The sequence below is a fragment of the Paraburkholderia polaris genome (assembly GCF_012927345.1).
GTDB lineage: Bacteria > Pseudomonadota > Gammaproteobacteria > Burkholderiales > Burkholderiaceae > Paraburkholderia > Paraburkholderia polaris.
The window spans coordinates 48,855-71,682 of record NZ_JABBGJ010000031.1; the positions used below are offsets into that span (position 1 = coordinate 48,855).

Genomic DNA, 22,828 nt, shown 5'->3' on the forward strand with positions numbered 1-22,828 from the left:
TGCTTCTCCTAAAAGAGTGCACGAGAAGCCTCCCCGGGGGGGGATCGCTTCCCGCGCGGGTCAATTGAAGCTCAGACCAGATCAAACTCGGTCTGCGCCGATGCCATCGTTGCCTTGTTACCCCAAGCGGTGCGAGCCTCATCCGGGAGTTCCGAAAACGCCACTGTCTTGCTAAGGAGCGTGTCGAGGTCGTACTCGAGTGTGAGCCCGAGGCGATCCTTGAACGATGTACGACGGCAGATTTCGTCGTGCTTACTCAGCATCGATCCGGAGAGGTTTAAGCTTCCGAAACCGCGGTACCACTTGTACGCTGCCGTGATGCCGCCCGGTTCGAACCGGGATTCATGCTTGGCCAGCAAGCGGTCGAGTTCGAAATCCTCGATCATGCAAACGCTTTCCATGTCGACCGAAAACTCAGGATGCTTCTCAGCGTTCCAGACGATCCGACCGCTCTTTAGCGTAACGAGCTCCTGCTCGCATCCACTGTCGTTGGTCAGACTTTCGATCAACGGATCGCGCAGCCCCGTCCATGCGCTGCCACCCGACGTTTCCTCCCACTCGTCGCCAACGTAGAGAAACCTTGCGTCGGGCGCCTGGCTCGGTAGCCCAGGTTCAATTTCAGGGATGCCGTAGCGCACGGATCCAGACCGGATTGCGTGGTAGTCCGCCCAGCATGAAAACGGGCGTGCAAGCCCCTGAAGCGATTGATAGGCGTCAACCCCTACCATCATGTCGAGCGGGAGAATCTGGAACTTCGGCTTCTCGCCTGCCCGCCCGGCACGCTGCTCCTCGTCGTAGTCGAGTTGGAGCATGAGGCGCGTCAGTAATCGAATCATCGCGGGACTGTAGGTGTCAGCCTCGATGGCAATATATCCACCGCGGATCGTACGGCCGATCCAGTTCCGAAGGGTCCAGTCGTACTGCGTATTGCGCAGGAAACGGTTGAAGCGATTCAGCCCGCGCGCATACTCGTAGCGTTCATCAAACTCGATCATGTTCGCAAGTGACTTATCCTCGGCGGCGACACAGGACCAGCAGCCCGTGCGGGCGCCGCACTTTCCCTGTCGTTGCTTCCCGCCACCTTCGTAGATCGCGTCCGCGACCACCGCGCACGACGTGCCCGCCGCGTGTGCATAGATCCGCTTCGTCTCCTCGAAGTCCGAGAACGTCGGATAGAGGTTCGCACCGTAAAGCGCGATCGCCTCCCACACATCATCAGAAGACCAGTCTCGCAGCGGGGTGATAACGAACTCGCCATCCTTGTTCCGGACGGGAACGTCGGGGCGATCCTGCCTCGCCTTCATGTGCAGGGCGCGGCGCAACGATTCGTCGAGACGCGTGCCAAGTAGCGTGACGGGCTCCTGCATGCCGCCGGCAATGAACGCCTTGAAGAGCTGCTTGCGCAACCGCGCCTGCGGCGTTACCTTGAGGTCGACTGAGCAGTCAGATGACACATTCGGGAAACTCGGCAGGCCACGCCCCGTCAGGATCTTCATTTGAAAAGTCGAGAGCAGATTTGGCTTCGCGATCTCGGTCTGGATGTTAAGACCGTGCCGTCGGCCAAACGCACGCATCTTCGCGAGCTCCGTCCGGTAGTGAACGGAGATTTCCGGGTTCTCGACCTCGGTATCCGAGGTGGTCACCACAATGAACGGACTCGCACCGCGTTCCTTCGCCTGCACGGCTGCGTGCAGGGTCAGCGCTGCAACGACAGATGAATCCTTCCCACCACTAAACGCGATCACAGTGGGGATTTGCTGCATGAAGATCGCGACGATCGCGGCAAGCGCTCTCTCGATGCGTTCCTCAATCGAAAACACCAACTCGTCGATGCTGAAGAGTTGGATGGTTCGCTCGTCCATCATGGTTTGCTCCTGAACGTCGACAGCCAACGCATTCCCGGACATAACTCCTCGACAGAGTGAGTTTCGCTGCGGGGCGACACCCCGTGGCACTGGGAAGTGGATGGGTCAACGAAGTGACATCAGGCGCCTCGTCCGCTCTGGGACGAGGCCCCAGAGGGTTTAATGGAATGCGCTCCGGTCCGGCCTATGGCAGGAATTCGGAGCGCCTTGTCAGGCTATTTCAAGGATGCTTTCTTCGGCGATCATTCCCTCAGAGAACAGACGCGATACCTCTTCACGCAGGCGATCCATGCTCGCCTCATCCCAGCAACCGACGCCGTCAGCCTCATCGATCAGATCAACGAGGTCGTTGCGGGTCAGCTTTCGAATCGCAGGTCCAAGCTGTTTCAGCTTCGCCGCTGTGATGACGGTAACGACTTCCGCATGCAAGACGAGTGCGGTCGCCCTATCGTTACCGCTGAGCCAGAGTTCCACCTTTTCCAGCATTGCTAGCGGCTCAAGAGGCACTGAAGGTTGTAGGCTCAAGCCCGGCTCTCGCACTGTCGTACCTGACCGGCGAGTCTTTTTAGACGATTTCATCTTTTGCTCCACACCAGGTGTGGCGGGGAGCGTCCCAGCCGGACAGCTCCCCGCGCGGGTTTAGTGCGCCGTCGATCGATTCAACGGAGCCTTGCTGATTGACGTCGACGTTCTGCGGTTGCTGACAACACGCCTTCTAGTGGGAAACGTACCGGCTTACACCTGCGCCGGAGCGCAGCGTTTCGATTGCGACGCGATTGCGTGGTTCGCTGACGTCATAACGGCCGGCGATGCGGTCGGCAAGCTCGAGCAGGGAAACCCGCTCGTTCCGCGCGATCAGAAAGCCGTAGATCGTCATGACGTACTTAAGGACCTGTTGCTCTTCGTCAGTCGGAAAGCAGTACCGGGCAACCAGCATGCCTTGGCAATTGCGTTCCGCGTAGAACCCCAGTATCGAGGCGGCGATAGGAAATTTGTCGAGCAGATCCGGGTAATCCGCGATCGCCTCGGCCGTCGGCAGCGAAGGCTTCGGCATGTCATTGGAGGCGAACTCCGAATGCAGGTAAAGCGCGTTGTTCACCTCGCGCTTGTGCGCCTGGCGGAGACCGCGATCACCCATCGCATCAACGAAACCCAGGTCTTTGTCCCCGTAAGAAACTGAGGCGACACGACCGTGTTTATTGAGTAACTGGATCGTGGCACCCTCGCGGAACTCCGCGAACGCTACGTGCTGGGGCAGTTTGGATTTCATAGTGTGCTCCTGGAGAATGTCCGTGGAACACGCCTCCCAACGGGATCGTGATCCCATTGGACAGTTGAAAAAGACCACCTTTCGAAGGTGGTCAGTCGATGCGCCTTAGGCGCGGGTGTGTAAAACGCTGGAACGAATAAACGCCTGGGGCGGTCCCGAGAGACCACGAGCCGGAGGAAGCGCCAAACGCCGTATATACGGGAGATCGATGCGCGGTAGCGCGAGGGTGTGGAGAGAGCTTACGGGCGCTGGCAATGCGTCTAGCCTCCGAATGGTGAACAAAATCGATCGGCTTTCGCTTCCCCATGCCCACGGTCTTCGCGGGAGACTGTGCGTACCGAACCAGATCAAGTGAGAAATGCGCGCCGCTCCAGCACCACGATTCGACATCAATGCGTATGCCGACGGCGTTAGCTCCCGTCTGGTGTTGTCCTTTCGCCTGCCCCTACTCGCCGCCGTCCGCGCGCAGCCATCCTTGCGGGCGAAGCCTTGACTTCCCCGGCAACGAGTTACGTTCAATCAGGATCACTCACCCATGAGGCCGCCTCTATGACTTCCGTAATCCCTACCGTCAGTCCCGAAACCGTTCGCAAAGCGAAAATTGTAAAGTGGCTCGTCATCGCGGCCGGCATCGCGATCGGCGCTCCCGCCGCTCTGCTCCTCTTGAAGGGCTTGATTGCCCTGATTGCCGCCGGCGTCATCGGCCTCGCTGCGATTTATCTCGGCCCGGTGGTCGAGATGAAGCTGCGCAACGCGCGCGTCAAGATGGTCGTTGCGGAAGCGCATTCCAACCCGATTGAGACTCTAATGAATCAATTGGCCGACAAGCGACAGTCCGCCGCCGAATTTGCCGATCGCATCACCGACTTTCGCACGGAAGTCAAGGGCTTCCAGGACAAGGTCGGCCAATTTAAGAAACAGTATCCAGACGATGCGCCGCGCTTCGATGCTCAACTCGCGACGATGCAGCAGTTGCTGCATTTCCGCGAAGATAGATACAAACAGGTCAATGCAGAACTCGACAACTTCTCTCATGCCATCGACCGCGCGAAGGCGATGTGGGACATGTCGCAAGCCGCGCAACGCATGAACAAGGTCGCAGGCCAGCAATCCGGGGACGCGTTCGAGCAGATCAAGACCGATGCGTCCATCGACTCCGTCATGAAGTCGGTGAACACCGCGTTCAGCCAGATGGAAACTGCGCTACTCGACAACCCGGAAGTGAAGCAGGCGCAGCAGGCCGCGCTAGAGCATGACGTACAGCCGGCGATCGCCGCTGCTCCGCGCGTCGCCATCGGTTCTCAGAGCCCGCAGCAGTAAGCCCCTTCAACAACATAGCGAGATCAAAAATGAATAACATCGGAAAGATTCTCGGCGGGGTTGCGTTCATCGTGGTCCTCGCCGTCGCATGGTTTTTCCAGCAAGGCGGGCTGTCCAAGCTGAGCGGAGCCAATCAGCAGACCGCGATTCAGGCGCCAGGCGCCCCAAACAGCATCGACACGGGCACGCCCACGTCGCCTTCCAACGCTGCCCTGCCCGTTGGCTACAAGCCTGACACGGACGCGCTCAAGGGTATCGTGAACAATGGCCTAGTGCGCGTCTCGGTGGAAAACCCGAGCGCTCCGTTCTACGACGACGAGAACGGCGGTCCAGCCCACGGGTTCAACGTCGATTTCGCGAGACTGCTCTTTGCCGACCCTTCCTTCAACACCGGCGGCAAACAGGTGACGGTCGACATGCATCATGAGGTCGATACATACGTTGGCGTGCCAAAGCAACTGCTCGCAACGGATGCGAACGGTAACCGCACCGTAGACATCGCGATGGACGGCCTGACTTTTTCGGACAATACGCCGCCGGGTGTCGTCTACTCGATCCCCTACGTCGACGATTTTGGTTACGCACTGATCGTCCGCAACGGCTCGCCCATCCACACGACGACGGACCTCGCCGGCAAGCGCGTGGGCATTCTCAAGGGTGACCCGAACGTCCGGGAGTTCGTGACAAGCCAGTACCCGAGCACGACGTTTGTGGAAGAAGACGATGCCGATCCGGCCTTTATCCAGAAGAGCGTAGACAGCGGTGCAGTGGATGCGTTTATCTACGACTACCCGTTCGCGGTGGACTCGATCAAGGGCACGGATCTGCAGTTCGCGATCACGAAGCTGGAAGGCTCGACTATCCAGTACAAGATCGGCGTACGCGCCCAAGATCAGAGCCTCCGGATTTATCTCGACGCGGCAATCGCCAAGGTCAAGCAGTCGCCCGCCTATCTCGACCTGCTACGCAAGTATTTTGTGAGCAGCCAGACCGAGACCCACGCAGCTGCGGCTGGCGAGCGCACCTATGCCGTGCGTCCGCGCGACACCCTGAACCTGATCGCCGCGAGCCAACTTGGCGACGGCCAACGGTACCGCGACATCCAGAAACGTAACAATCTCGCGAACCCGAACCTCATCATGGTAGGGCAGAAGCTGGTTATTCCGTCTCGATAACGACCGACCTGAACAAGAGCGATCGTACGCCTGCGCGAAGTCGATTACCTCAACGCGGGGCACCCGAGTAGGCGAGCGAAGTTTTAGGGTGTTCCGGACAACATGCCCCAGGCCTGCTCCGTGGACACTTGACAAAGGCGCACGACAGCTACGCTGAATAGCATGTTGACCCTTCACCGAATCGGGAGATCGCGATGGAATTCGTCGCTCAAGTGCGTGACGCTCATGGCAAGCAGGCCGTGATCGTGGAAGCTGAAACCATAGAAAAGGCTCGCAAGGAGCTAATCGAAATGGGCTACCTCGCAGTCATCTGGATCATGTAGTACAGAACTGCTGCATGAGCAGGGTGACGTAATCGACTACTGGGAACAGCCTGAGCGGCAAACTATTCATGACTCGTATGCGCGAGACCGGGAGCTTCCGGTGGATCTGAGGGTCACCAAGGGCTGTAAGTAACAACGGAAAAGGATAAGAACCATGCTCGAATTATTGATGGGTTTCTGGATCGGGCGCGCGACGAAGGGAGCTAATCCTTTCGTCGTGGTGGCGAGCTTCATCATCGCGCTGGCGATGCTCGCTCTGATGGCCGGGAGCTGGGTGGCGATTTGGCACTTTAGCCCTCAAGCCGTGCAGGTCGTCCAGTGGAGCGGCATCGCCAGGTACGTGCCGTTCCTCGACCTGCGCCTTCACGAGGTTGGCGTGCAGGGCCCTTGGGCGATCAGCATGGAGTTGCCGTCGCGACTCGCACTCTGCTCGGTCGCAATGCTGGTGATCGGCTTCATTTTTATGGCTGCGGTCATGCTGCTGAACATCACAACCACTGTTGTCGTGCAGGCGGTAAAACGCTTGAGCAACAGAGCACACGCATAACGCGGAAAAGTAGGTCTACGCTTAAGCCCCAAGGAGCCTATGAATATCCACGATATCAAACTCATCGCCAGTGCCGTTCGTGCCGGCGAGGAAAGCGCCCAGAAGGGGGAAGTCGGCAATCCATTCGACGGTGTGAATGAGCATCTGCGTCTGGCCTTCCATTTCGGGTGGTCCGCACAGCAACCCATGGGCGATAGCTTCTACACGGTGGAAACATTGCTGCGCCTCGCTACCTCGGTGAAACATCCCGTCCGGTTCCCCGTGCGCGGCGTCGACTGCGATCGCGCCGACTGCCTTGCCGAGATCGACAAAGGCGTTTCGGTCCATCCGCTCGCCCCAGGCGATCCGGTCAGCCCGCTCCAGCCGGTGTGAAAGGCGCCGATAGAGCAGCGCTGCGATCTATCAACCATCCAGAAGGAAATCAATCCATGAAAAAAACAGTCGTAGCATCTTCCGTCGCCGTGATCCTGATTTTCGGCGCCGGTCAGGCCCTGGCGGCAGGTTGCCTCAAGGGAGCCGCAGTTGGCGCTCTCGCCGGTCACGTTGCCGGGCATCACGCGGTTGTTGGGGCTATTGCTGGCTGCGCGATCGGTCACCACGTGGCGAAGGACAAGGCGAAAAAAGCCGCACAGGATAGCGCTACCGCGCAGGTCCACTAATTCGCAGGGCATAGATGCAAACCGTTGCCATTTTCGCCCTCGCATTGTGCACGCTGTCCATAGCGCAGACGCTCCGCACGGCTCGCCGGCATCTGCTCGCGATGGTGCACGCGTTGGGGTGCGCGGGCGTCATCGCAGGCGAACTCGTGCCTTGGCCGTTCGATCTGCGCATAGCGATCTGGATCGCGTTTGTGGGCAGCGCAATCTGCGGCGGCAGCAAGATGCGCAAGCGCGAATTCGACAGGAGGAGCAATCGGTGAGCAAAGACGATGGAAAGACGCTGCCGGGTTGGACATTGCTGGTCAACATAGCTGCGCCCGTCATGGCCACTATGATCCTGGTGTCATGCCGCGACTTCGGGCTGTCATGGGCGATCGGAATTCCGGCTGCCGTGGTTGTCGTCGTCGGTGGCTTGCTTTGGGAAAGGAGCATTGAACGCAGGTACATTCGACCGCGAAGGCGCAGGTAACGCCGATGACGCTCTCTGAGGCTGCAATCGCCGTCATGTTGTCCGTAATCGGTGTCCTCGCGACGCTGCATTCGCTCTTCGAGGCGACCTCAATCCTGCTAGATAAAAGGCTCGTGGGCATCGTGCGCCGTTCGAGAGCCCTGGCGCGCATGCTGCGCGCGACGATCTTCAGTGGCGCAGTTGTTCTGGCGTTCTGGACCATGAGCGCCGGAGGGCTCACCACAAGCCGATCCTTTGCCTACGCAATTGCCTTTTTCGTCCTCACGGCATCCATTCCCGTTGGCTCCTATGCGTGGTTCTCGATGTCGCTGAGTCGACAACGACGAAAGGCGAACGCACGGCCAAGGGACTGAACGGCAAAACTTCGGCGCGTGCGCGCCCCCACGCCCCGCGCGACCTCCGTGCCTTGTCGCGCTCACGCGACCTCGTCTACTTCAGTTTGCTGGTTGCTACAGGCTGCGATGCGCTCGCCGGTCCGTTCGAGCCCGCGAATGTCTGGCGGCGCTGGAGCCGGCGGGGAGGCTTGAGACGCCAGTGTGCCCACAGCTTGTTCAGCGTGAGCGTGGTGTGCACCACGGCGCTTTTTCGTCCGCAATGCCAGTAGCGTGCCCCGGCAGTTCGGCGCACCGCACAGGCAGGCGAATCGCTCGCGAAGTGCGCGCGTGATTCGGCCGTCGACCATCAGCCCATAGTCGATGCTCAGTTCCTCGCCTTCGCTGATCGTGCGTAGGGCGCAGATAAAGATCCGGCCGCCATAATCCACAGCTTCGCAGTTCGGCGCGCACGAATGGTTTATCCACCTCGATGAGTTTCCGCCGGCGGCGCCATCGATCACGGTGCCGTCACCAATATCAAAAAAATACGTTAAGTCCGGATGTTCCGGGTCAGCCGGTGGCCGGCTCGCCGCGATGGTCCAATCCACCCGTTCGCCCGCGTATTCGACCAGCACCTCCTCGGCGTGAAGCCGACGTAGCGCGAACACGCCACGTCCATGAATGGCCGAGCGCCGAACAGCGATGCGGCGGATCTGACGGGCGTCCTGACGTACGACAATAGAGTTCGACATACTGGGCAGCATTCCTCGGTCAACGCGCGGCTGCGGGCCAAGGTGTCATGTCCCGACACCCGCCAACGGCCGATAGATTTTCTGAACACGACGAGATGCGTCTTCGATCGTTTGACCGCAACCGGCGCGACGTCGTGCTCCTCGAACGATACCCGGCGCTGCTGGAGCACGCAACTTGCCGAAAATCCCGGCACTGCACGGGCATCTGGTGATTCGGGAACAGAGAACGAGCACAAATAGAAAAAGCCCGCTGCCCCCCCCTTTGCGGGCGGGATGTGGCGGGCTGCGTCAATCTGCTTTTTTGGATTCAGGTGATGGATACGTATTTCATCCATTCGTCGGCGGAAGGCAGCGTCCGGACTAACGCGACGGCCCCTATCTCGGCTTCGGCGACCTCGACGACCGTGCCGTTGTTAATCGCCGCCTGCAGATAAAAGAGCAATGAGAGCACTGCTACGCCGTACTCGTCGGCGATTGCGCCCACCGACTCGACACCCGCAAGCAGCTCGCTGACGAAACGCGAGGCAAGCATGGACCGGTTCATAGCGTGGATTGCCACGAGCACCAGATTCGCCTGCCCCTCGGGATCATCAGCGGGAACAGCATCAGCGCTAAGCGCGCCGCAAGTGACGAGACAATCCAAGACACCGTCGGCAAAGTCCGAACAGGAGTAAGCCATTTTCTGCTCCGAAAGGTGATTTCGACGCGGAGCCCCCCCTCACGGGACGTTGCCCCGCAGAGGGTTTAAGGTTAATTCGGCAACATCACGACTACGAGGTAGCCGAGGGGACGCGCGCAGACCACCATCGATAACGCTATTGCGTTATCGACAAAGTGCGTTTCAGTGAGCGACAGGAACAGCGCGCACGTGGTTGGACTAACCGCTCACGCCGACCGCCATTTCCGGATTCCAGACCGCAACAAGCTGAGCGTCTACCATCCAGAAAACCTGTTCGTCGGTCCCGGCAATGCGTCCTTCGCCACGAGTGGCATCGGGAAATTGATTGCCGATATCGACGAGCAAGGCATCAAGGGCATACGCCGTTTTTGCCTGGCCGAATCCGTGGCTGTACACCAGATCGAGCAATTCGCGCGACTTGCTGTAGGCAGCAGCCGGCGAGGTGGTTGCTTTCATCGCTTGCGTCTGAGTATTCGTCATCGTGACCTCAAAGAAATTGACAACCGTACCCGCGAGGGTGGTTGCCCTGAAGAGACAAAGAAGTGGTGATTTTCTTAACGTGGCAGCATCGCGACCGCGAAAAGAGCACGCCGCTCTCAAGCGGCGCTGCGGACGACCGGTTCGACCGAAACGGTCAGCCATACGCCGTCGACCAGCACGTCACGGAAGCGACTGCCGTTCATCTCGTAGGTGTGCGTCGTGCCCATGCGCGGTTGCGCAGGACGGATGCCGACCGTCAGAGTCTTAACAGCACGAGCGGAATTGCGAATGGATTTCATGACGTTCCTCAGGTAGAGCGCGAGGAACGCCCCATACGGGACGTGCCCGCAAGGGAGATGACAATCCGGTCTGTGGCCAGGTGGCCGCGATCCGGGTTTCAGTGATTTAACTCAATGCAAAAAAGTGATGAAGAAGCACGTCAACTCAATGACCGGAAAAATCACGCGGCGACCTGAACGCTCTCCTGCTGCACCACAGTCAGGAGATCCATGGCCGTCTTCCAGTCGATCAGTCCTTCGGCGTGTCGCTGCATGATTGCGCTGCGCTTGACGCCTTGAGCCCACCGAACAGTCAGAGCGAGTCGATCCAGTGCACCCGCGTCAATTTTTCGATAGCCGGACTGAATCATGTCTTCTACGGCGTCGACCAACGTGTCGTAGCTACCGTGACCCGAAAACCCGCTTTCGTCGAAGTACTGGATGCGCCATTTTTCTGGCCGGGAAACGTCCGGAAGAACGAATGCCCATCGGTCTCCAGATGTCGTGACGCACTCCACGCCGATCGGTTCGCCGTTGAAGCGGCGCATCAATCTCCGATAGGCAAGTTGCTGCGGGATGGCGAATTCAATCAGGTGCGCCCGAAAGCCGGGATCAAGATCACGACGGTCGGTAACGAGGCGTGCCCAAGCAGAGGTGCGAAAAATCATTTGAAGGGGGCTCCATGAAATTGCATGGAGCACGCCCCACGGGACGTGTCCCGTGCGGGTAAATGAGATTGGCCGTGGGACGGCCGGATCGATGCGTCAAAGACGCGTGGGATTGAGAAGGGGATACGCCGCCAGCACTTTGCCCATGAGGGCAAACCATAAACAACACACTGCTTACGCACGTAGTGCGTGCACAGTCCGGTCGATGCGCAGGATGCGCGAGGTGTGGAACCAGTCTATCGTCGCAAACCCTCCCGCACGGGCGCGAAAGGTGTCGATTTTGGCATCGCTTTCAAACGATGAGACCAAAAAAAAAGCACCCCGAAGGGTGCCGTGGTAAAGAGATCCAGCGCAGAGCGCCGGGTCGCAAAGCCCGATTCCGGCTACAACCGTTACGCGGATGTCGCGCGGATCACCGAACGGGCGTAGTCCAGCGTGCCGTTGGCCGACTTGATTTGGTAGCACAGTCCGTCCCCCGGTCGGCCCAGGTAGTACCGATTCGTTGCGCCGTGCTTTAAGGTACGGATCTCCGAAAAGCCCTGCCCGACAAGACGATCGACAAACTGGGCGCCGTTCACCACCTGGCCATCGTCCATCCGGTATGTCACCGCGGCCGCTGCCTCCCGCGCGCGCGCCGTCTCCCGCTGCTTCCGGATGGTCGCCTTGCGCGCAGCGTCTACCGCCTCCCACGCTGCCTGTGCGGTTTCATCGAAGCCGCACATCGCGAAGATTGCACGGCGCCGCTCGGCAGGCTTCACACGACGCAACTTGACCCCGAGGACCTCCTGAATCGCGGCCTTTGTCGCGATGTTGCTGTCATCGGCCTGGTCAAGGAACTCGAGCAGAAAACCCACTTCACGGTTTTCAATAGCGCGAGCGATTTCATTGCCGCCCTCGAAACTCCAGCGCCCATGCTCGAGCAACGCGCAGTCCCGCCGGCTTAGGTACTCGCGCTCGCTGATGTTGCCGCTCGCACGATCTTTCTCGACACGTTCCAGTTGCAGGTCGCGCGTCAGGTCAGCACGCAAATCCCGGATCCGCGCCGCCAGCGACGACACCGGCACGCCTAGATCGACCGGCTCCTGAAACATTTTCGGCAATGTAAGCTTGTCAAGGAACCCAAGCCGGTAGAGAACATCGTCGACCTCCCCGTATGACGGGTCATTTGGCATCAGCACCGCGGCGCGTGCAAGCAGATCGCCGTTCGACTCGTTGATCGCCTTGCCGTCGCGCTCCATCACGCGAGAAATCCAGCGCAACTTATCGAGTGACACTGTTCCGCGCAAGGCAGGAACGCCTGCTCGATCTCCCCGAGCATCGAGCGCAGCACGTCGACGGCAGTACCGCCCTAACGAACCGTCAGCGTGCCGTTGTAGCGAAGCACGCGCAGCGGCTGCTCGCCGGCCAGCAATACGATCTGCGCGCTGTCCAGCGCTTTGAACCGCTCGTCGCGGAAGAGATTAAAGACTTCGACAAGCGCGGTCGGGGCAAACGTCGAACCGGGGATAGAAAGGATGTACATGGGTGAAAGCTCCAGAAAGTGGGCCATCACCCATGCGGGCGATGAAGCCCGTCAGGGTTGGAAAACTACTGTTTCAGTCGATATCGAGCATGCGCGCGATCGCCGAGGCGCTCGTCCATGCGTCAGCACGCGAGAGTGACTTCGCGCGAATCAACGGCACGCTGATCGTAGAAATAGAAAGTGTCACAAAAAAAGTGACGCACGCAATGGATTTTGAAATTGGCCTGAAGTTGTCAAAAGCGCACTTTTTGACGGTCGCTCACCAGAGCAAAAAATAAAAAGTGTCACGACTTGGCCATCATTGCCTAGACACGCTCCGCGCATCAAAACGACATGCCCGCAAACAACTTCAACACGTTCACTGGTTGCTTGCTAGGTTGAGACCGTGCGGAATGCCCTGTTGATGTGTTCAAATCCGCGTCCGATATGAATGACGCTGGTAGATATGAAGACGGCTTGCCGTGCATCGGCGCATTTTGCGATAGTCGTCGCCGATAGGACCACAGGTTGGCTTTTTGAGCGAACAGTATTGGCTAACCATGGTCTCCACAAGCCTTGGCAGCCATCTGAACGTAGAGATCGTTGTTGGCTCCCTGAAGAGATTGCAGCAGACAGATGTAATAACTCTTCCTCGAGTCGCTGATCATCGTCGATTCACGGTAAAGCTTCAGGCAGGCATTCTGCATGATCTGGAATGCAAGCATGTTGTTTGCGCTTCGCATCGACTGGGCGACACATTGGCGAAACGTGTCGTCGTTGTCCTGTCCTCCAAACCCATCCGCCCACGCCGAAGCGCTGGCGCATGCAGCCAGCGCAAACGCGATCCAAAACCTTCGCATGTTTCCTCCTCATAATCAGCAGTCCAACAACTCCCCGAGCGGTGGCCGACCGTAGCTGGACGCTGCTTCGCGGATCAAAGCGGTCCGAGTGTCGTACCGCTATCCGACCCTACTCATGTGGATAATTCGTCACCTCTGTTGAGCCAGAGAAGAACAGCACATCACGACCGCGGCGCTGCACGCTGCTGCTGCGGATACCACCCAGTGAACTTGACCGCCGCATACAGTGCGACGACCGTGCTTGCGATACCAATCGAGTGCGGCACCGACGGCAAATATGTCATCAATAGATCAGCCGCCACCATCGCGGCGAACGCGAGCACCCATGCGAACGTGATCGCGTAGTTCACCCGTACGAAACTGGGCGAGTTCCATACTTCGGACGCGACCTTCTCGCGTACGTACTGCAGCGTGAACGGCTGACGCAACGCGATCGATGCCAGCACGATCAGAAACAGCCCGGCATCGACGCGCAGGCGCACCGCCGACACCGACCACAACGCACCGTAGATGAGCGAATAAAGCGACAGCGCGGCAAAGAGTAAGAGCGTGCCGATTTCGAGAATCTTTACGTGGCGCCCACGTGACAGAAAATCGCGTACCAGCATCACGGCAGACACGAACGCCCCCGCTGCGAGTCCCGCCGATACGCCGACGGTGCGCTCGATAACAACGAATGCAATGAAAGGGGCAAATGCCAGCAGCATGTTCATCGCAAGCTCCCGCGCTATGAAAGATAGGTCGAAGGAAACTTGGGCGTAAGCCCGATTGAGGCTGTCGCGCAAGTCAATCCAGTTGCCGTGAAAACCGTTTGGCACGCGATGAGGCAGTTCCGCTGAGGCGTGCCGGGAGCGAGACGATCTGCGTCTCAGATGCGATCGGAGCGAGATTCGCGCAGTATGGCATTTCTGCCTGAGCATTTCCGCACCGCCTCCGCCAACTTCCGCCGTGCCTGACCGATCGACTACGCACTCGATCAGCGGCGATCCGTTGTCGCACAACCAGCAATGACCTGGCGCAGGGCCGGCTCGTCATCGCGGCCCGTAATTTCTAGTCACTCACCAGATCGCGGCGTAGAGCCCCGGCTTAGCGCCGTCTGTTGACACGGCGAAGACTAAGAACCTCGATCCAAGGCACACGCGAGCATCGTCACAAGTTGGCCAATGAGCAGCCGGTCGTCCCGCCTCAACGTCTCAGGATGGAACTGCCGGAGCTCACCTAAAGTGTTCAATAGTCGGTTTCTCGCGGCGCTATCTCCCATGCTTATCGGCCATGCATGCAAAAGATACGCAAGCGGAATGACATTCCTTTGTTCGCACCAGCGATCGAAAACCAGTAGGCATAATCGCTCCATCTCTTCTGCATCATCGTCTGATTTTTGATCGACTGGCGTGTCTTCATGAAAGGCAAAATCGCTGTGGGATACCAGATCCTTTACATCGTGATACATATTTTGAAAATTCCTCCATCAACACGTAGCGGCGGGAGCAGAACCTAAGGTCCGTGTTCCTGCTTCGACGTTCCGCTTTGCCCCGCGTCCGCAACTGCGACGTGCAAGCACTTTTCCTGGCAATTTTTGCGACTTCTATAGTTCGAGTGCTTGGTTTCAGACTCGAAAACTCCACCAAAGACTTACTCCGCGCGCTGCGTTTCGAATATCGTTTCCGGGCATCCATAAAGACGGCCCGTCGACTGACCACGCTAAACCAACCGGCGTCAAAATGCATCTCAATCTCGGAAGCACCGCGCGCTCCAATGTAGTCGACGGGTTCAACGATTAGGCAGCCATTGTGAAGCTTTTCACTTCAGCCGCACGCACAAATACTTTAGTCTTGTCAGTACGTCATGCTTCTGCCGACGCTGCCACCCTTAGTTACGCTCGCATCGCGACGGGAGCGACTTCAGGTGGAAAAACACGCCACATGCCGTCATCGTGTCGAAAGAAGAAGAGCTCGACGGGGCCATCGGGTCGCAACGCTTCAACTCGAACGCAGCGCGCCTTGCCGGGTAACCGGCACACTCGAATGGAATCAGCCGGTATAGCCATAAACCACTTCTCGACCGTAGCACGCAGGGACGCGCCCACTGTGTTCATCTTCTTTCCCTCCGCATTTTTCCTTTGGCGCAGTGGGCGACATGCATGCTCGCGGCATCGCCGCAGCCGTACCTTACGTCAACCAGCCGGGCATGGGCCTACTTGCAATGCTATGCGTCGCCTTCGTATGCATACCTATCGAAACAGCCGCCTTCGGTGAGGCGCCTGCTTTGCGCTCACGAACCCGCAGCGAATCGGATGATCTGTTCATCTATCACTGGCAGCAACAGACGGGACGGGTAAGCCGCGCCGTGATACAGCGTGTCGGTGCCGACCATATCCGGCGTGAATGCGTGCGCGAAATGCTGGTCGGTCAACGTTGAATCACCGCATGAGATTTCCAGGCGAATCCGCGAGCCTCGTCGAAAGCGATGCGCACACGGCATCAACGCGACACGCAATTCGACCGGCACGTCAGGCGTCAGTGGATGAGCTTCAGAATGCTGATGGAATGGTGAACCTTCGGCGCTTCGCCCGTCATCGAGAACGCGATGCGACGCGCGTAGCCAGCCTTTCGTCACCAGACATGCGTTCGGCTGACGCCCGCTGGCGCGCTCGGCCTCTGCCTGCGGAAACTGTTCAGCGAGCCGCGCGATTACGTTCATGTCAGTGCGCGACGATGATGCATGCACCACAAGTTCCATCGGCCCGGCAATCGCCAGCTCTTCCTCCAGCGGCGCCGAGGTGAACGTCAGAATGCCACGCACAGGATCCGGTCCGTACTCCGTCATCACGACCGGGCCGCCCATCCAGTTGGGTGCGGGATATGCGTACGACGACTTCGTTGACTTTTGCGAAGGCACGCTCTCAAGCGCGCCGTCGTTAATCGATGTAACGCAGCCGGTCGGCCCGTCATGCAGATACAGTGGAGAATATTTCACGCCGGCGGGCGGCCAGCACGACGAACTTTCGGTGACGTCGGTGCCGTTATAGGTAAATTCGACATTGGCACGCTCCACATACTCCGTGTCCATGCCCTTGAGCCAATGATCATAGAAGGGCAGCAGCACGTCGCGATGGAATTCTTCCGAAGCGTACAGCCCGAGCGTCGCCGCGCCGTTCACGGCAGTCATGAGCTTGAGTTTCTTTGGCCCCTTTACCAAATGATATCCGCGGATATTGCCGTGCAGGTGAATGTCGCGCTTCGCCCATACGCCAATCGAATAAACCGGCGTTTGTACTTCTTCGAGCAGCGGCGCAATAAGCCGTTGCTCCCAGAACGAATCCAGAAGCGGGTGTTGCATCACAGTTGCAGGCAGGTCGCCCGAAACGTCGCGTGGAACCGAACCGTTGGCCGGGAATTTATTGGCCTGACGCACCGAGCCGTTCCACCAGGCCGATGTAAAGTTTGACGCGATACCACCCTGATAGGTCCAACCGCGATAAGGATCGATGTTACCGTCAAAGGGTGCGATACATGCCAGATGCGGCGGCTTCACCGATGCCATGGCCCACTGCGTGGCCGCGTAATACGACTGGCCGATGCCGCCGATCTTACCGTTTGACCAGCGCTGGCGTGCGATCCACTCGATCACCTCATACAGATCCTGCCGCTCGCGTGCATCGAGGAAGCCGTACTCGCCTCCTGATTTGCCGCAGCCGCGCACGTCGAGGTGAACGTATGCATAGCCCTGATCGACATACCAGGAAATCGGCCCGGTCTCCTGCCAGAAGAACACCATACTCGGCGGCAAGTCGTCGTTATCGTAACGATACGGCGAAGCCGCAAAAAGAGTTGGATACACGCCTTCTGGATCCGGTCGGTAAATCCGTACTGCGACCTCGACGCCGTCACTCATGCGTATGTAGACATCCGACTGATCGACAATGCTCATAGTATTTCCAGCCCCAGTTGATAAGAGTGTTGCGGTTCATTTGCCTCGCTCGCCCGTACGCCGACACCGGCCGGCGCGGTGTGCCTCAAAGTCAGGCTGACGTCCTCTATGCTTCAACCTGCACGGGAACATGACGATCGACAAAACGATACTGTCCGAGCGTGAACATGAGCAAGGCTGTCAGTGCCGTGGCCGCCGCGAGAAAATAGAGACTTGTCTGATAGGAGCCGGTATGGCCGCGCGCATAGCCGACAAGCGCCGTCGCGATTGCACTGCCTAGCTGGAAAACCGCGAATACCGAGCCGAATAGCGTCCCCAAGACGCGCGGACCGAAGTAACGGCGCAATGCGTAACCAAGCACACTGAACTCGGCGCCTGTCATGATCCCGACCAGCACCGCGCACAGTGCCGCGGTCACCCCAGTAGCGCCGCCTGCATAGAGCACCATTGCGGCCGCACCGCTAAGCGAGAGGACAGGCATCACGAGTTTGACCGCCACCCGATCAAGCAGCCAGCCTACGAAAAGGCGCGCGCAAAGCGTCGACAAGCCGATCACCGATTGCATGACAACCGCCGACGACACCGCCATTCCGTTGTCAATAAGGATCGCGACCTGGTTCACCAGCAGGGTCGTGCTGCCAGCACCGAGCAGCAGAAATGAGATAAGGATTTTCCAGTACGCCCCATCGGTCCACGCCTTTCGGACACTGACGCCGACGATCGCCCCGGTGCGTTCGCCCGGCGCCAGCTTTCTGGACAACTTGCTACGCACGTGCTCCGGACTCTTGCGCTCGAACACGAAGTAGTAGGCGCACGGCCACGCAATTGCCACCGAAAGCACCCCAACTGCCACATAGGCCATGCGCCAGCCGTATGCGCTGGCGACCGCACCGATCATCGCGGGCAGTACGACCGAGCCGATGCCGACGCCGACGTTCGCGACACCGATGGCGAGGCCGAGCCGCTCCTCGAACCACCCGGCGACTACTTTCATGTAACTCGATGGCCACACGCCGAAGCCCAGCAGTGGCACCAGCACCCACATCAGATAGAACTGCCTGATATCGCCCGAAAGCTGCGACATTGCAGCATAGGCGAGCCCGAATAGCGGAATCGAAATCAGGATGATGCGACGTGCGCCGAAGCGGTCGACCAGCAAGCCTTGAATGGGCGAAACCACCATGACCGAAATGGACAGCAACGTGGCCGCCAGCGAGACCGCACCGATTCCCCACCCGAATGCACGGTGTAGATAAGGCACAAATACGCCGAAGCACATAATCGTGCACGTGCTCGCTCCGACGGATAACGCAGCGGCGGCGCCGAACGTGCTACGCCAGCCCCCTTGCATGCGTTCGTCGGCATTGGTGAGGTGTGCTCCCTGAGCGGCCTCGTTGCCCACGTCAGTTACTTTCACGATGTCTCCTTCCTGTCATTGTCTGTTCGCGCCACGTCATCCTCTGAGCAGCCGAAATGGATGTAGCTAGCGAGGTTCTGGTACGTCTGGCTCTTCAATAATCGGGGCGACTCCATCACCGGGAACCGCCCAGCAGGCTTAGGTGTCACGCTGGACAAGCGAGCCGGCGGAAATCGCACCCACTGCTTGAACTTGAATCGGCCTCTCCGATCGGGTAAATATAAAACGACGTTTCGTTATACGAATCATGCTGGCGGAAGGTGGGTTCCAAACCGCTCGCTCAATGTGCCACCTACGCCAAGGTGCGCCCATCACGCCAAATAACGTCAGCGCATCGTACAGGCCGCGCAAGCCGTTTTCCAAAGGTTCAACCGGCTCACGCAGCCAACCCCGCACTTGATCTGCGCAAATGGCGAAGATCGGCTTGCCGGTTTTTCGATTCCGCTTACCGCCGGAAGATGATCGCAGTTCGCCACGCTTCTGCGCATCCTTCACCGTCTTCCCGAATCTCGTTGGCACGACCACACGATCGTTTTCAGGCGGGTTGGATGCTGGCCTCCCGAGAAGAACGCCACATCGCGCAACACCACTCGCGACCGTTGGGGCTCCGCGCCGAAGAACTCGTAAAAACCACGAGCGCAACAAACTCGAGGAGTTTGTCCGGATACAGCACGCGGCCCGATCGTTGTTCCGCGAAGAGGGCGCTATGACAAAACAACGATCCGTTAAGGCCAAGTGGCTTGGGGTCTGAATTTAAACGACTGGCTACGCTATTCATGAATGTTTGATGTGAAGGCTTGCCCGGTGAGCGGACCTTGCAGCGGCACACCGGAAGCTGGGCGCGCGCGCCTAGAAAGGCGTCCCACTTTGAACGATACACATGAACTCAAGCCACATTTTTTATCGCGCCTGAGCACCGTTACATCTTGAGTCTGGTTATATGAACTATACTCTAGTTTTAGACCGTGTTCTAGTTTTGTGGGATAGTAGTAGCCCTAATATGATGTTGGCCACTCGCACTCTCTGATGCCAGTGGGGCCTGGCCAGCCACCCTGGGATCGCACACCCGTGCGGCAATGCGGTCTTACACGCCCCATTTACTGGCAGCGATGTCTTCATCGGGTCCTTAACGTGGCCAGAATCCATATGGGGTCACCCCAACTTGGCGAAACACTTAAATGCATATCTTCCGGACGGACCTCAATCTGTTTGTCGTGTTGGAGCGTATTTACACGCAGGGCAGCATCACACGCGCAGCGCAACAGCTGAATCTGACTCAATCAGCGGTTAGCCATACGCTGAATCGGCTTCGTGAGTTGCTCGGCGATCCTCTGTTCGAGCGGCACGGCAACGCTATGATGCCAACGCCCTTTACGCGTTCGATCATCGTCCGCGTGCGTGACTGCCTTCGTACGCTCGAATGCACACTTAGAGAGACCAGCCAATTCGACGTCCAATCAACCGTCAAGCGCTTTACGCTCGGCATACTTGACGCGCTCGAATCTGTCGTGCTCCCCCCTGTCATGCAGTACGTGACTGAGCACGCGCCATCGATCGATGTCGCTGCGGTTCAGCACGACCGGCACGCCATCGAATCAGAGCTGCTCACCGGCGTCCTCGATGCTGTAATCGATGTCCATTTGTCGACTCCGGAATCCGTGCACCGCATCAAGCTCGATACAGATAAGTTCGCCGTGCTATGTCGCCCCGATCATCCGAGAGTTGGCCAACACCTCGACATAGAGACGTATCTCGCGGAAGAACATGTGCTCGTGACAAGCCGACGCCGCGGGTACGGTGTCGAAGACGTCGAACTCGCAAAACTCGGCGTACGCCGGCACGTCCGACTACGATGCATGCATTATTCAGTTGCTTGCAGCGTGGTCGGTCAGACTAACCTGTTGCTCACCATGCCGAAGCGCTACGCGGGTGTACTGAACGCGATGCTTGGAAACCGGATGCTCGAATTCCCGGTCGATGCGTCCGTCGATCTGTATCTGTACTGGCATGCGAATCTGGATGCCGACCCCGCCAATGCATGGTTCCGGGAACGTCTTGGCGAGGTGTTTGCGCCAGCGGAAGCGAGCACCAGGCGGCGCCCGTGATTCTATATACGTACCGCCGCGCCCCCCGGGAATTCGAGTAGTACCGGCTCTCGCTCCCGCACGCGGCACGGTCCCGCTCTTTCATCCCTTTAGGTCGCGTCGCAGGATTTTCCCGGTTATTGTTTTAGGCAACTCTTCAATGACCCGGACAATACGCGGATACTTGTATGCTGCCATCCGTTCTTTGCAGTACGCGATTAGCTCGTCAGGCGTCGCAGTCATGTTCGGCCTTAGACTAACGACGGCTTTCACCGTTTCGCCTCGATAGGTATCCGCGACTCCGACGACGGCAGCCTCACGTACGGCTGGATGCGTATATAACACGTCCTCGATCTCACGCGGCCAGACCTTGTAGCCGCCCGCGTTAATCATGTCCTTCTTGCGGTCGACGAGATAGAACCAACCCTTCTCATCCATGAAACCCACGTCGCCGGTGCGAAAGTAGCCGTCAACGAATGCCTTATCGGTTTCGGCCTGATTATTCCAATAGCCGGGAACGACCATCGGCCCGCGGGAGATGATCTCGCCGATCTCGCCCGGCGGCAGCGGCCGCCCCCCCTCGTCGCCGATATACGACTCGACGTTGAACACCGGCACACCGATCGCGAGCGTCCCGGACGAAGGGTCGACAGGCGCGTCCGCACCGATCGGCACGCAATGCGTCGGCGCGCTCGTCTCGGTCAGCCCGTAACCGTTGTGAAGGTAGAGGCCAAAGCGCGCATGGAACTCAGCGGCAACGCTCGGTGGAATGGCCGCGCCGCCTGAGAAAATCCGCCGCATCGATGCGAGGTCTTCGCGGGCCGCCTGAGGGTGGTTCATCAGCGCGATGAACGCCGTGATAGAGCCGATCGTGAATTCGGCGTGATACTCGCGGATCGCATCGAGGATCACACCGGGCTCGAAGCGGCACGCAAGGATTAACGGCGCCGTGCAGATGAACGCCGCACCGATATTGCCGATAAGCCCCGTGATGTGGAACAGCGGCGCGATGCCGAGGATCGGAATCCCATCGCGCAACGACATCCAGTCGCGGCAGACCTGGGCGTTGAATGCGATGTTGGCATGCGTGTTCATCGCGCCCTTCGGCTTGCCGGTCGTGCCCGACGTGTAAACGAGCACCGCGACGTCTGCCGGTGCGAGCGCGATGAGCGGCGGCTTCCGGCCAAGATAGGCAGCAATCACCGTCGAGATATCCTCGGCGTCTTCGACCGGCCGGCGTCGCGTGTTGGCGAAGAGGCGTTCGTCGTTCCTGTTCTGATATTCGAGCTCGGACGTCGTCATAACGATCGGAAGCACCGCGGGACCGCCTCGCGCGGCCGCTTCGGCTTCATGCGCAAGAAGCGGCCGTACGACGTCTGCATAAAGCGATTCGTGGCAGACCAGAAGGCGCGCACCGGAGTCAGAGAGCAGCGCGCGCAACTCGCGCTCGCGATTCATTGGATTGACCAATACGGCAATCATCCCGAGCTTCCAGGCGGCGACGAGCGCAATCACGAACTGGGGAACATTCTGCAAATAGATCGCGACGCGGTCGCCGCGCTCGCAGCCGCGCACGAGCCACGCGCTCGCGAGCGCGTCGGATTGCGCGTCCAATTCCGCGTAGCTCAGCGCACCGTCGAAGTAGAAAATCGCCGGATGCTCTGACGCGCGCGCGACGGCCGAGCGGAACATACTCAGCGCGTCGGTGAAGACCGGCGAGATGGCCGCGGGATACCCGGCAGCGTAGTTTGCGAGCCAAGGTTTGCTGTCATAGGGTGTCATAGGTACTCCTGGAGTTTGACGTCGCGGCATTTCACGCGTGCGTCGCCATAAATACACCACACGCCCGGCGCACCCACCGGACGCGACTGCTGGGAAACGCAGGCGTCTATCTAATAGGCGCGCGGGATTGAAGGTCGCACCGGTGTGACTTACGGGCGTGAGCGGCGCAGCCGCATAGACGAAGGACCAGTTCACATCGTCTGCGCAGTCAGCCGCGAGCGCCTCGCCGCCCGCATAGCACATCCGGCTTTGTGCGATAACGCATTACACCTCGGCCTAGGTCGAGTGGCCGAGCGAGCCGACCTCAGCACCGCACATCCGGTCGCGCCAGTTATTCGGCGAGTGTCCCAACAGCCCGGCGAGCTCTGAAGCGTTCCTGGCTTTCATTCATTGCCTCCCTATCAGTTGCCCGCCCGAGTCCCTTCAGTTGAACATAACTAACCAGCGAGTCTCGT

General features: G+C 59.0%; 26 protein-coding genes. 10 read left to right on the top strand and 16 right to left on the bottom strand.

Annotation, left to right across the window (positions count from 1 at the left end):
* Positions 1-71: 71 nt before the first annotated feature.
* The 3 genes from HHL24_RS26680 to HHL24_RS26690 all read right to left on the bottom strand — a co-directional run bounded on the left by HHL24_RS26680 (position 72) and on the right by HHL24_RS26690 (position 3,135).
* On the bottom strand, positions 72-1,865 hold the full coding sequence (locus tag HHL24_RS26680; protein ID WP_169488345.1) for a phosphoadenosine phosphosulfate reductase domain-containing protein: 1,794 nt from the start codon (positions 1,863-1,865) through the stop codon (positions 72-74).
* Between the two features lie 210 nt (positions 1,866-2,075).
* Positions 2,076-2,351: a hypothetical protein gene (locus HHL24_RS26685; RefSeq protein WP_169488346.1), complete on the bottom strand. Its 276-nt coding sequence runs from the start codon at positions 2,349-2,351 to the stop codon at positions 2,076-2,078.
* 229 nt (positions 2,352-2,580) lie between these two features.
* Positions 2,581-3,135 (bottom strand): hypothetical protein, encoded by a 555-nt coding sequence (locus HHL24_RS26690; RefSeq protein WP_169488347.1) that lies wholly within the window; start codon positions 3,133-3,135, stop codon positions 2,581-2,583.
* A 549-nt stretch (positions 3,136-3,684) separates the two neighbouring features.
* On the opposite strand from HHL24_RS26690, the gene HHL24_RS26695 reads away from it, so the two are divergent.
* The 8 genes from HHL24_RS26695 to HHL24_RS26725 all read left to right on the top strand — a co-directional run bounded on the left by HHL24_RS26695 (position 3,685) and on the right by HHL24_RS26725 (position 7,981).
* Complete coding sequence (locus HHL24_RS26695; RefSeq protein WP_206003035.1) at positions 3,685-4,455, top strand: hypothetical protein; 771 nt, start codon at positions 3,685-3,687, stop codon at positions 4,453-4,455.
* Between the two features lie 29 nt (positions 4,456-4,484).
* Entirely contained in the window at positions 4,485-5,630 is a 1,146-nt protein-coding gene (locus HHL24_RS26700) for a transporter substrate-binding and LysM peptidoglycan-binding domain-containing protein (RefSeq protein ID WP_206003036.1), read from the top strand.
* Between the two features lie 194 nt (positions 5,631-5,824).
* Positions 5,825-5,953, top strand: coding sequence for a hypothetical protein (locus tag HHL24_RS44630; RefSeq protein ID WP_268966741.1), 129 nt, complete (start codon positions 5,825-5,827; stop codon positions 5,951-5,953).
* Positions 5,954-6,107: 154 nt separating this feature from the next.
* Complete coding sequence (locus HHL24_RS26705) at positions 6,108-6,500, top strand: hypothetical protein (protein ID WP_169488348.1); 393 nt, start codon at positions 6,108-6,110, stop codon at positions 6,498-6,500.
* 39 nt (positions 6,501-6,539) lie between these two features.
* Entirely contained in the window at positions 6,540-6,872 is a 333-nt protein-coding gene (locus tag HHL24_RS26710; protein ID WP_169488349.1) for a hypothetical protein, read from the top strand.
* Between the two features lie 56 nt (positions 6,873-6,928).
* Positions 6,929-7,159 carry a hypothetical protein gene (locus HHL24_RS26715; RefSeq protein ID WP_169488350.1) on the top strand — a complete coding sequence of 77 codons (231 nt, stop codon included), beginning with the start codon at positions 6,929-6,931 and terminating at the stop codon, positions 7,157-7,159.
* Positions 7,160-7,173: 14 nt separating this feature from the next.
* Positions 7,174-7,419 carry a hypothetical protein gene (locus tag HHL24_RS26720; protein ID WP_169488351.1) on the top strand — a complete coding sequence of 82 codons (246 nt, stop codon included), beginning with the start codon at positions 7,174-7,176 and terminating at the stop codon, positions 7,417-7,419.
* Positions 7,420-7,633: 214 nt separating this feature from the next.
* A complete protein-coding gene (locus HHL24_RS26725; RefSeq protein ID WP_169488352.1) occupies positions 7,634-7,981 on the top strand; it encodes a hypothetical protein in 348 nt (115 codons plus the stop codon).
* A gap of 62 nt (positions 7,982-8,043) precedes the next feature.
* On the opposite strand, the gene HHL24_RS26730 is transcribed toward HHL24_RS26725, so the two are convergent.
* The 7 genes from HHL24_RS26730 to HHL24_RS26760 form a co-directional block, all read right to left on the bottom strand.
* Complete coding sequence (locus HHL24_RS26730; RefSeq protein ID WP_230417580.1) at positions 8,044-8,706, bottom strand: SET domain-containing protein; 663 nt, start codon at positions 8,704-8,706, stop codon at positions 8,044-8,046.
* Between the two features lie 295 nt (positions 8,707-9,001).
* The gene (locus tag HHL24_RS26735; protein ID WP_169488353.1) at positions 9,002-9,373 is read right to left on the bottom strand and encodes a hypothetical protein; all 372 of its coding nucleotides are present in this window, start codon (positions 9,371-9,373) and stop codon (positions 9,002-9,004) included.
* Between the two features lie 198 nt (positions 9,374-9,571).
* Complete coding sequence (locus tag HHL24_RS26740; RefSeq protein ID WP_169488354.1) at positions 9,572-9,853, bottom strand: hypothetical protein; 282 nt, start codon at positions 9,851-9,853, stop codon at positions 9,572-9,574.
* A 116-nt stretch (positions 9,854-9,969) separates the two neighbouring features.
* Positions 9,970-10,152 (bottom strand): hypothetical protein, encoded by a 183-nt coding sequence (locus HHL24_RS26745; RefSeq protein WP_169488355.1) that lies wholly within the window; start codon positions 10,150-10,152, stop codon positions 9,970-9,972.
* A 161-nt stretch (positions 10,153-10,313) separates the two neighbouring features.
* Entirely contained in the window at positions 10,314-10,799 is a 486-nt protein-coding gene (locus HHL24_RS26750) for a hypothetical protein (protein WP_169488356.1), read from the bottom strand.
* 392 nt (positions 10,800-11,191) lie between these two features.
* Complete coding sequence (locus tag HHL24_RS26755) at positions 11,192-12,040, bottom strand: hypothetical protein (protein ID WP_169488357.1); 849 nt, start codon at positions 12,038-12,040, stop codon at positions 11,192-11,194.
* A gap of 107 nt (positions 12,041-12,147) precedes the next feature.
* Positions 12,148-12,321 (bottom strand): hypothetical protein, encoded by a 174-nt coding sequence (locus HHL24_RS26760; RefSeq protein ID WP_169488358.1) that lies wholly within the window; start codon positions 12,319-12,321, stop codon positions 12,148-12,150.
* Positions 12,322-12,323: 2 nt separating this feature from the next.
* Between HHL24_RS26760 and HHL24_RS26765 the strand changes: the two genes are divergently transcribed.
* Positions 12,324-12,599 carry a hypothetical protein gene (locus HHL24_RS26765; RefSeq protein WP_169488359.1) on the top strand — a complete coding sequence of 92 codons (276 nt, stop codon included), beginning with the start codon at positions 12,324-12,326 and terminating at the stop codon, positions 12,597-12,599.
* A 255-nt stretch (positions 12,600-12,854) separates the two neighbouring features.
* Here HHL24_RS26765 and HHL24_RS26770 read toward each other — a convergent pair whose 3' ends face one another.
* The 5 genes from HHL24_RS26770 to HHL24_RS26790 form a co-directional block, all read right to left on the bottom strand.
* Positions 12,855-13,160: a VF_A0006 family four-cysteine protein gene (locus HHL24_RS26770; RefSeq protein ID WP_169488360.1), complete on the bottom strand. Its 306-nt coding sequence runs from the start codon at positions 13,158-13,160 to the stop codon at positions 12,855-12,857.
* 161 nt (positions 13,161-13,321) lie between these two features.
* Positions 13,322-13,873, bottom strand: coding sequence for a hypothetical protein (locus HHL24_RS26775; RefSeq protein ID WP_169488361.1), 552 nt, complete (start codon positions 13,871-13,873; stop codon positions 13,322-13,324).
* A 1,558-nt stretch (positions 13,874-15,431) separates the two neighbouring features.
* Positions 15,432-17,090: a CocE/NonD family hydrolase gene (locus HHL24_RS26780; RefSeq protein WP_169488362.1), complete on the bottom strand. Its 1,659-nt coding sequence runs from the start codon at positions 17,088-17,090 to the stop codon at positions 15,432-15,434.
* 106 nt (positions 17,091-17,196) lie between these two features.
* Positions 17,197-18,507 carry an MFS transporter gene (locus tag HHL24_RS26785; RefSeq protein ID WP_169488363.1) on the bottom strand — a complete coding sequence of 437 codons (1,311 nt, stop codon included), beginning with the start codon at positions 18,505-18,507 and terminating at the stop codon, positions 17,197-17,199.
* Between the two features lie 138 nt (positions 18,508-18,645).
* Positions 18,646-19,002 carry a hypothetical protein gene (locus tag HHL24_RS26790; protein ID WP_169488364.1) on the bottom strand — a complete coding sequence of 119 codons (357 nt, stop codon included), beginning with the start codon at positions 19,000-19,002 and terminating at the stop codon, positions 18,646-18,648.
* Positions 19,003-19,685: 683 nt separating this feature from the next.
* Here HHL24_RS26790 and HHL24_RS26795 point away from each other — a divergent pair.
* On the top strand, positions 19,686-20,612 hold the full coding sequence (locus HHL24_RS26795) for a LysR family transcriptional regulator (RefSeq protein ID WP_169488365.1): 927 nt from the start codon (positions 19,686-19,688) through the stop codon (positions 20,610-20,612).
* Positions 20,613-20,693: 81 nt separating this feature from the next.
* On the opposite strand, the gene HHL24_RS26800 is transcribed toward HHL24_RS26795, so the two are convergent.
* A complete protein-coding gene (locus tag HHL24_RS26800; RefSeq protein ID WP_169488366.1) occupies positions 20,694-22,373 on the bottom strand; it encodes an AMP-binding protein in 1,680 nt (559 codons plus the stop codon).
* Positions 22,374-22,828 lie beyond the last annotated feature (455 nt).

Bases quoted from the DNA above. Each gene is read 5' to 3' on its own strand.
- HHL24_RS26690 (WP_169488347.1), bottom strand. From the start codon at position 3,135: ATGAAATCCAAACTGCCCCAGCACGTAGCGTTCGCGGAGTTCCGCGAG.
- HHL24_RS26680 (WP_169488345.1), bottom strand. From the start codon at position 1,865: ATGATGGACGAGCGAACCATCCAACTCTTCAGCATCGACGAGTTGGTG.
- HHL24_RS26715 (WP_169488350.1), top strand. From the start codon at position 6,929: ATGAAAAAAACAGTCGTAGCATCTTCCGTCGCCGTGATCCTGATTTTC.
- HHL24_RS26725 (WP_169488352.1), top strand. From the start codon at position 7,634: ATGACGCTCTCTGAGGCTGCAATCGCCGTCATGTTGTCCGTAATCGGT.
- HHL24_RS26720 (WP_169488351.1), top strand. From the start codon at position 7,174: ATGCAAACCGTTGCCATTTTCGCCCTCGCATTGTGCACGCTGTCCATA.
- HHL24_RS26710 (WP_169488349.1), top strand. From the start codon at position 6,540: ATGAATATCCACGATATCAAACTCATCGCCAGTGCCGTTCGTGCCGGC.
- HHL24_RS26740 (WP_169488354.1), bottom strand. From the start codon at position 9,853: ATGACGAATACTCAGACGCAAGCGATGAAAGCAACCACCTCGCCGGCT.
- HHL24_RS26700 (WP_206003036.1), top strand. From the start codon at position 4,485: ATGAATAACATCGGAAAGATTCTCGGCGGGGTTGCGTTCATCGTGGTC.
- HHL24_RS26705 (WP_169488348.1), top strand. From the start codon at position 6,108: ATGCTCGAATTATTGATGGGTTTCTGGATCGGGCGCGCGACGAAGGGA.
- HHL24_RS26685 (WP_169488346.1), bottom strand. From the start codon at position 2,351: ATGCTGGAAAAGGTGGAACTCTGGCTCAGCGGTAACGATAGGGCGACC.
- HHL24_RS26695 (WP_206003035.1), top strand. From the start codon at position 3,685: ATGACTTCCGTAATCCCTACCGTCAGTCCCGAAACCGTTCGCAAAGCG.
- HHL24_RS26795 (WP_169488365.1), top strand. From the start codon at position 19,686: ATGCATATCTTCCGGACGGACCTCAATCTGTTTGTCGTGTTGGAGCGT.
- HHL24_RS26735 (WP_169488353.1), bottom strand. From the start codon at position 9,373: ATGGCTTACTCCTGTTCGGACTTTGCCGACGGTGTCTTGGATTGTCTC.
- HHL24_RS26775 (WP_169488361.1), bottom strand. From the start codon at position 13,873: ATGAACATGCTGCTGGCATTTGCCCCTTTCATTGCATTCGTTGTTATC.
- HHL24_RS44630 (WP_268966741.1), top strand. From the start codon at position 5,825: ATGGAATTCGTCGCTCAAGTGCGTGACGCTCATGGCAAGCAGGCCGTG.
- HHL24_RS26745 (WP_169488355.1), bottom strand. From the start codon at position 10,152: ATGAAATCCATTCGCAATTCCGCTCGTGCTGTTAAGACTCTGACGGTC.
- HHL24_RS26780 (WP_169488362.1), bottom strand. From the start codon at position 17,090: ATGAGCATTGTCGATCAGTCGGATGTCTACATACGCATGAGTGACGGC.
- HHL24_RS26750 (WP_169488356.1), bottom strand. From the start codon at position 10,799: ATGATTTTTCGCACCTCTGCTTGGGCACGCCTCGTTACCGACCGTCGT.
- HHL24_RS26730 (WP_230417580.1), bottom strand. From the start codon at position 8,706: ATGCTGCCCAGTATGTCGAACTCTATTGTCGTACGTCAGGACGCCCGT.
- HHL24_RS26760 (WP_169488358.1), bottom strand. From the start codon at position 12,321: ATGTACATCCTTTCTATCCCCGGTTCGACGTTTGCCCCGACCGCGCTT.
- HHL24_RS26770 (WP_169488360.1), bottom strand. From the start codon at position 13,160: ATGCGAAGGTTTTGGATCGCGTTTGCGCTGGCTGCATGCGCCAGCGCT.
- HHL24_RS26800 (WP_169488366.1), bottom strand. From the start codon at position 22,373: ATGACACCCTATGACAGCAAACCTTGGCTCGCAAACTACGCTGCCGGG.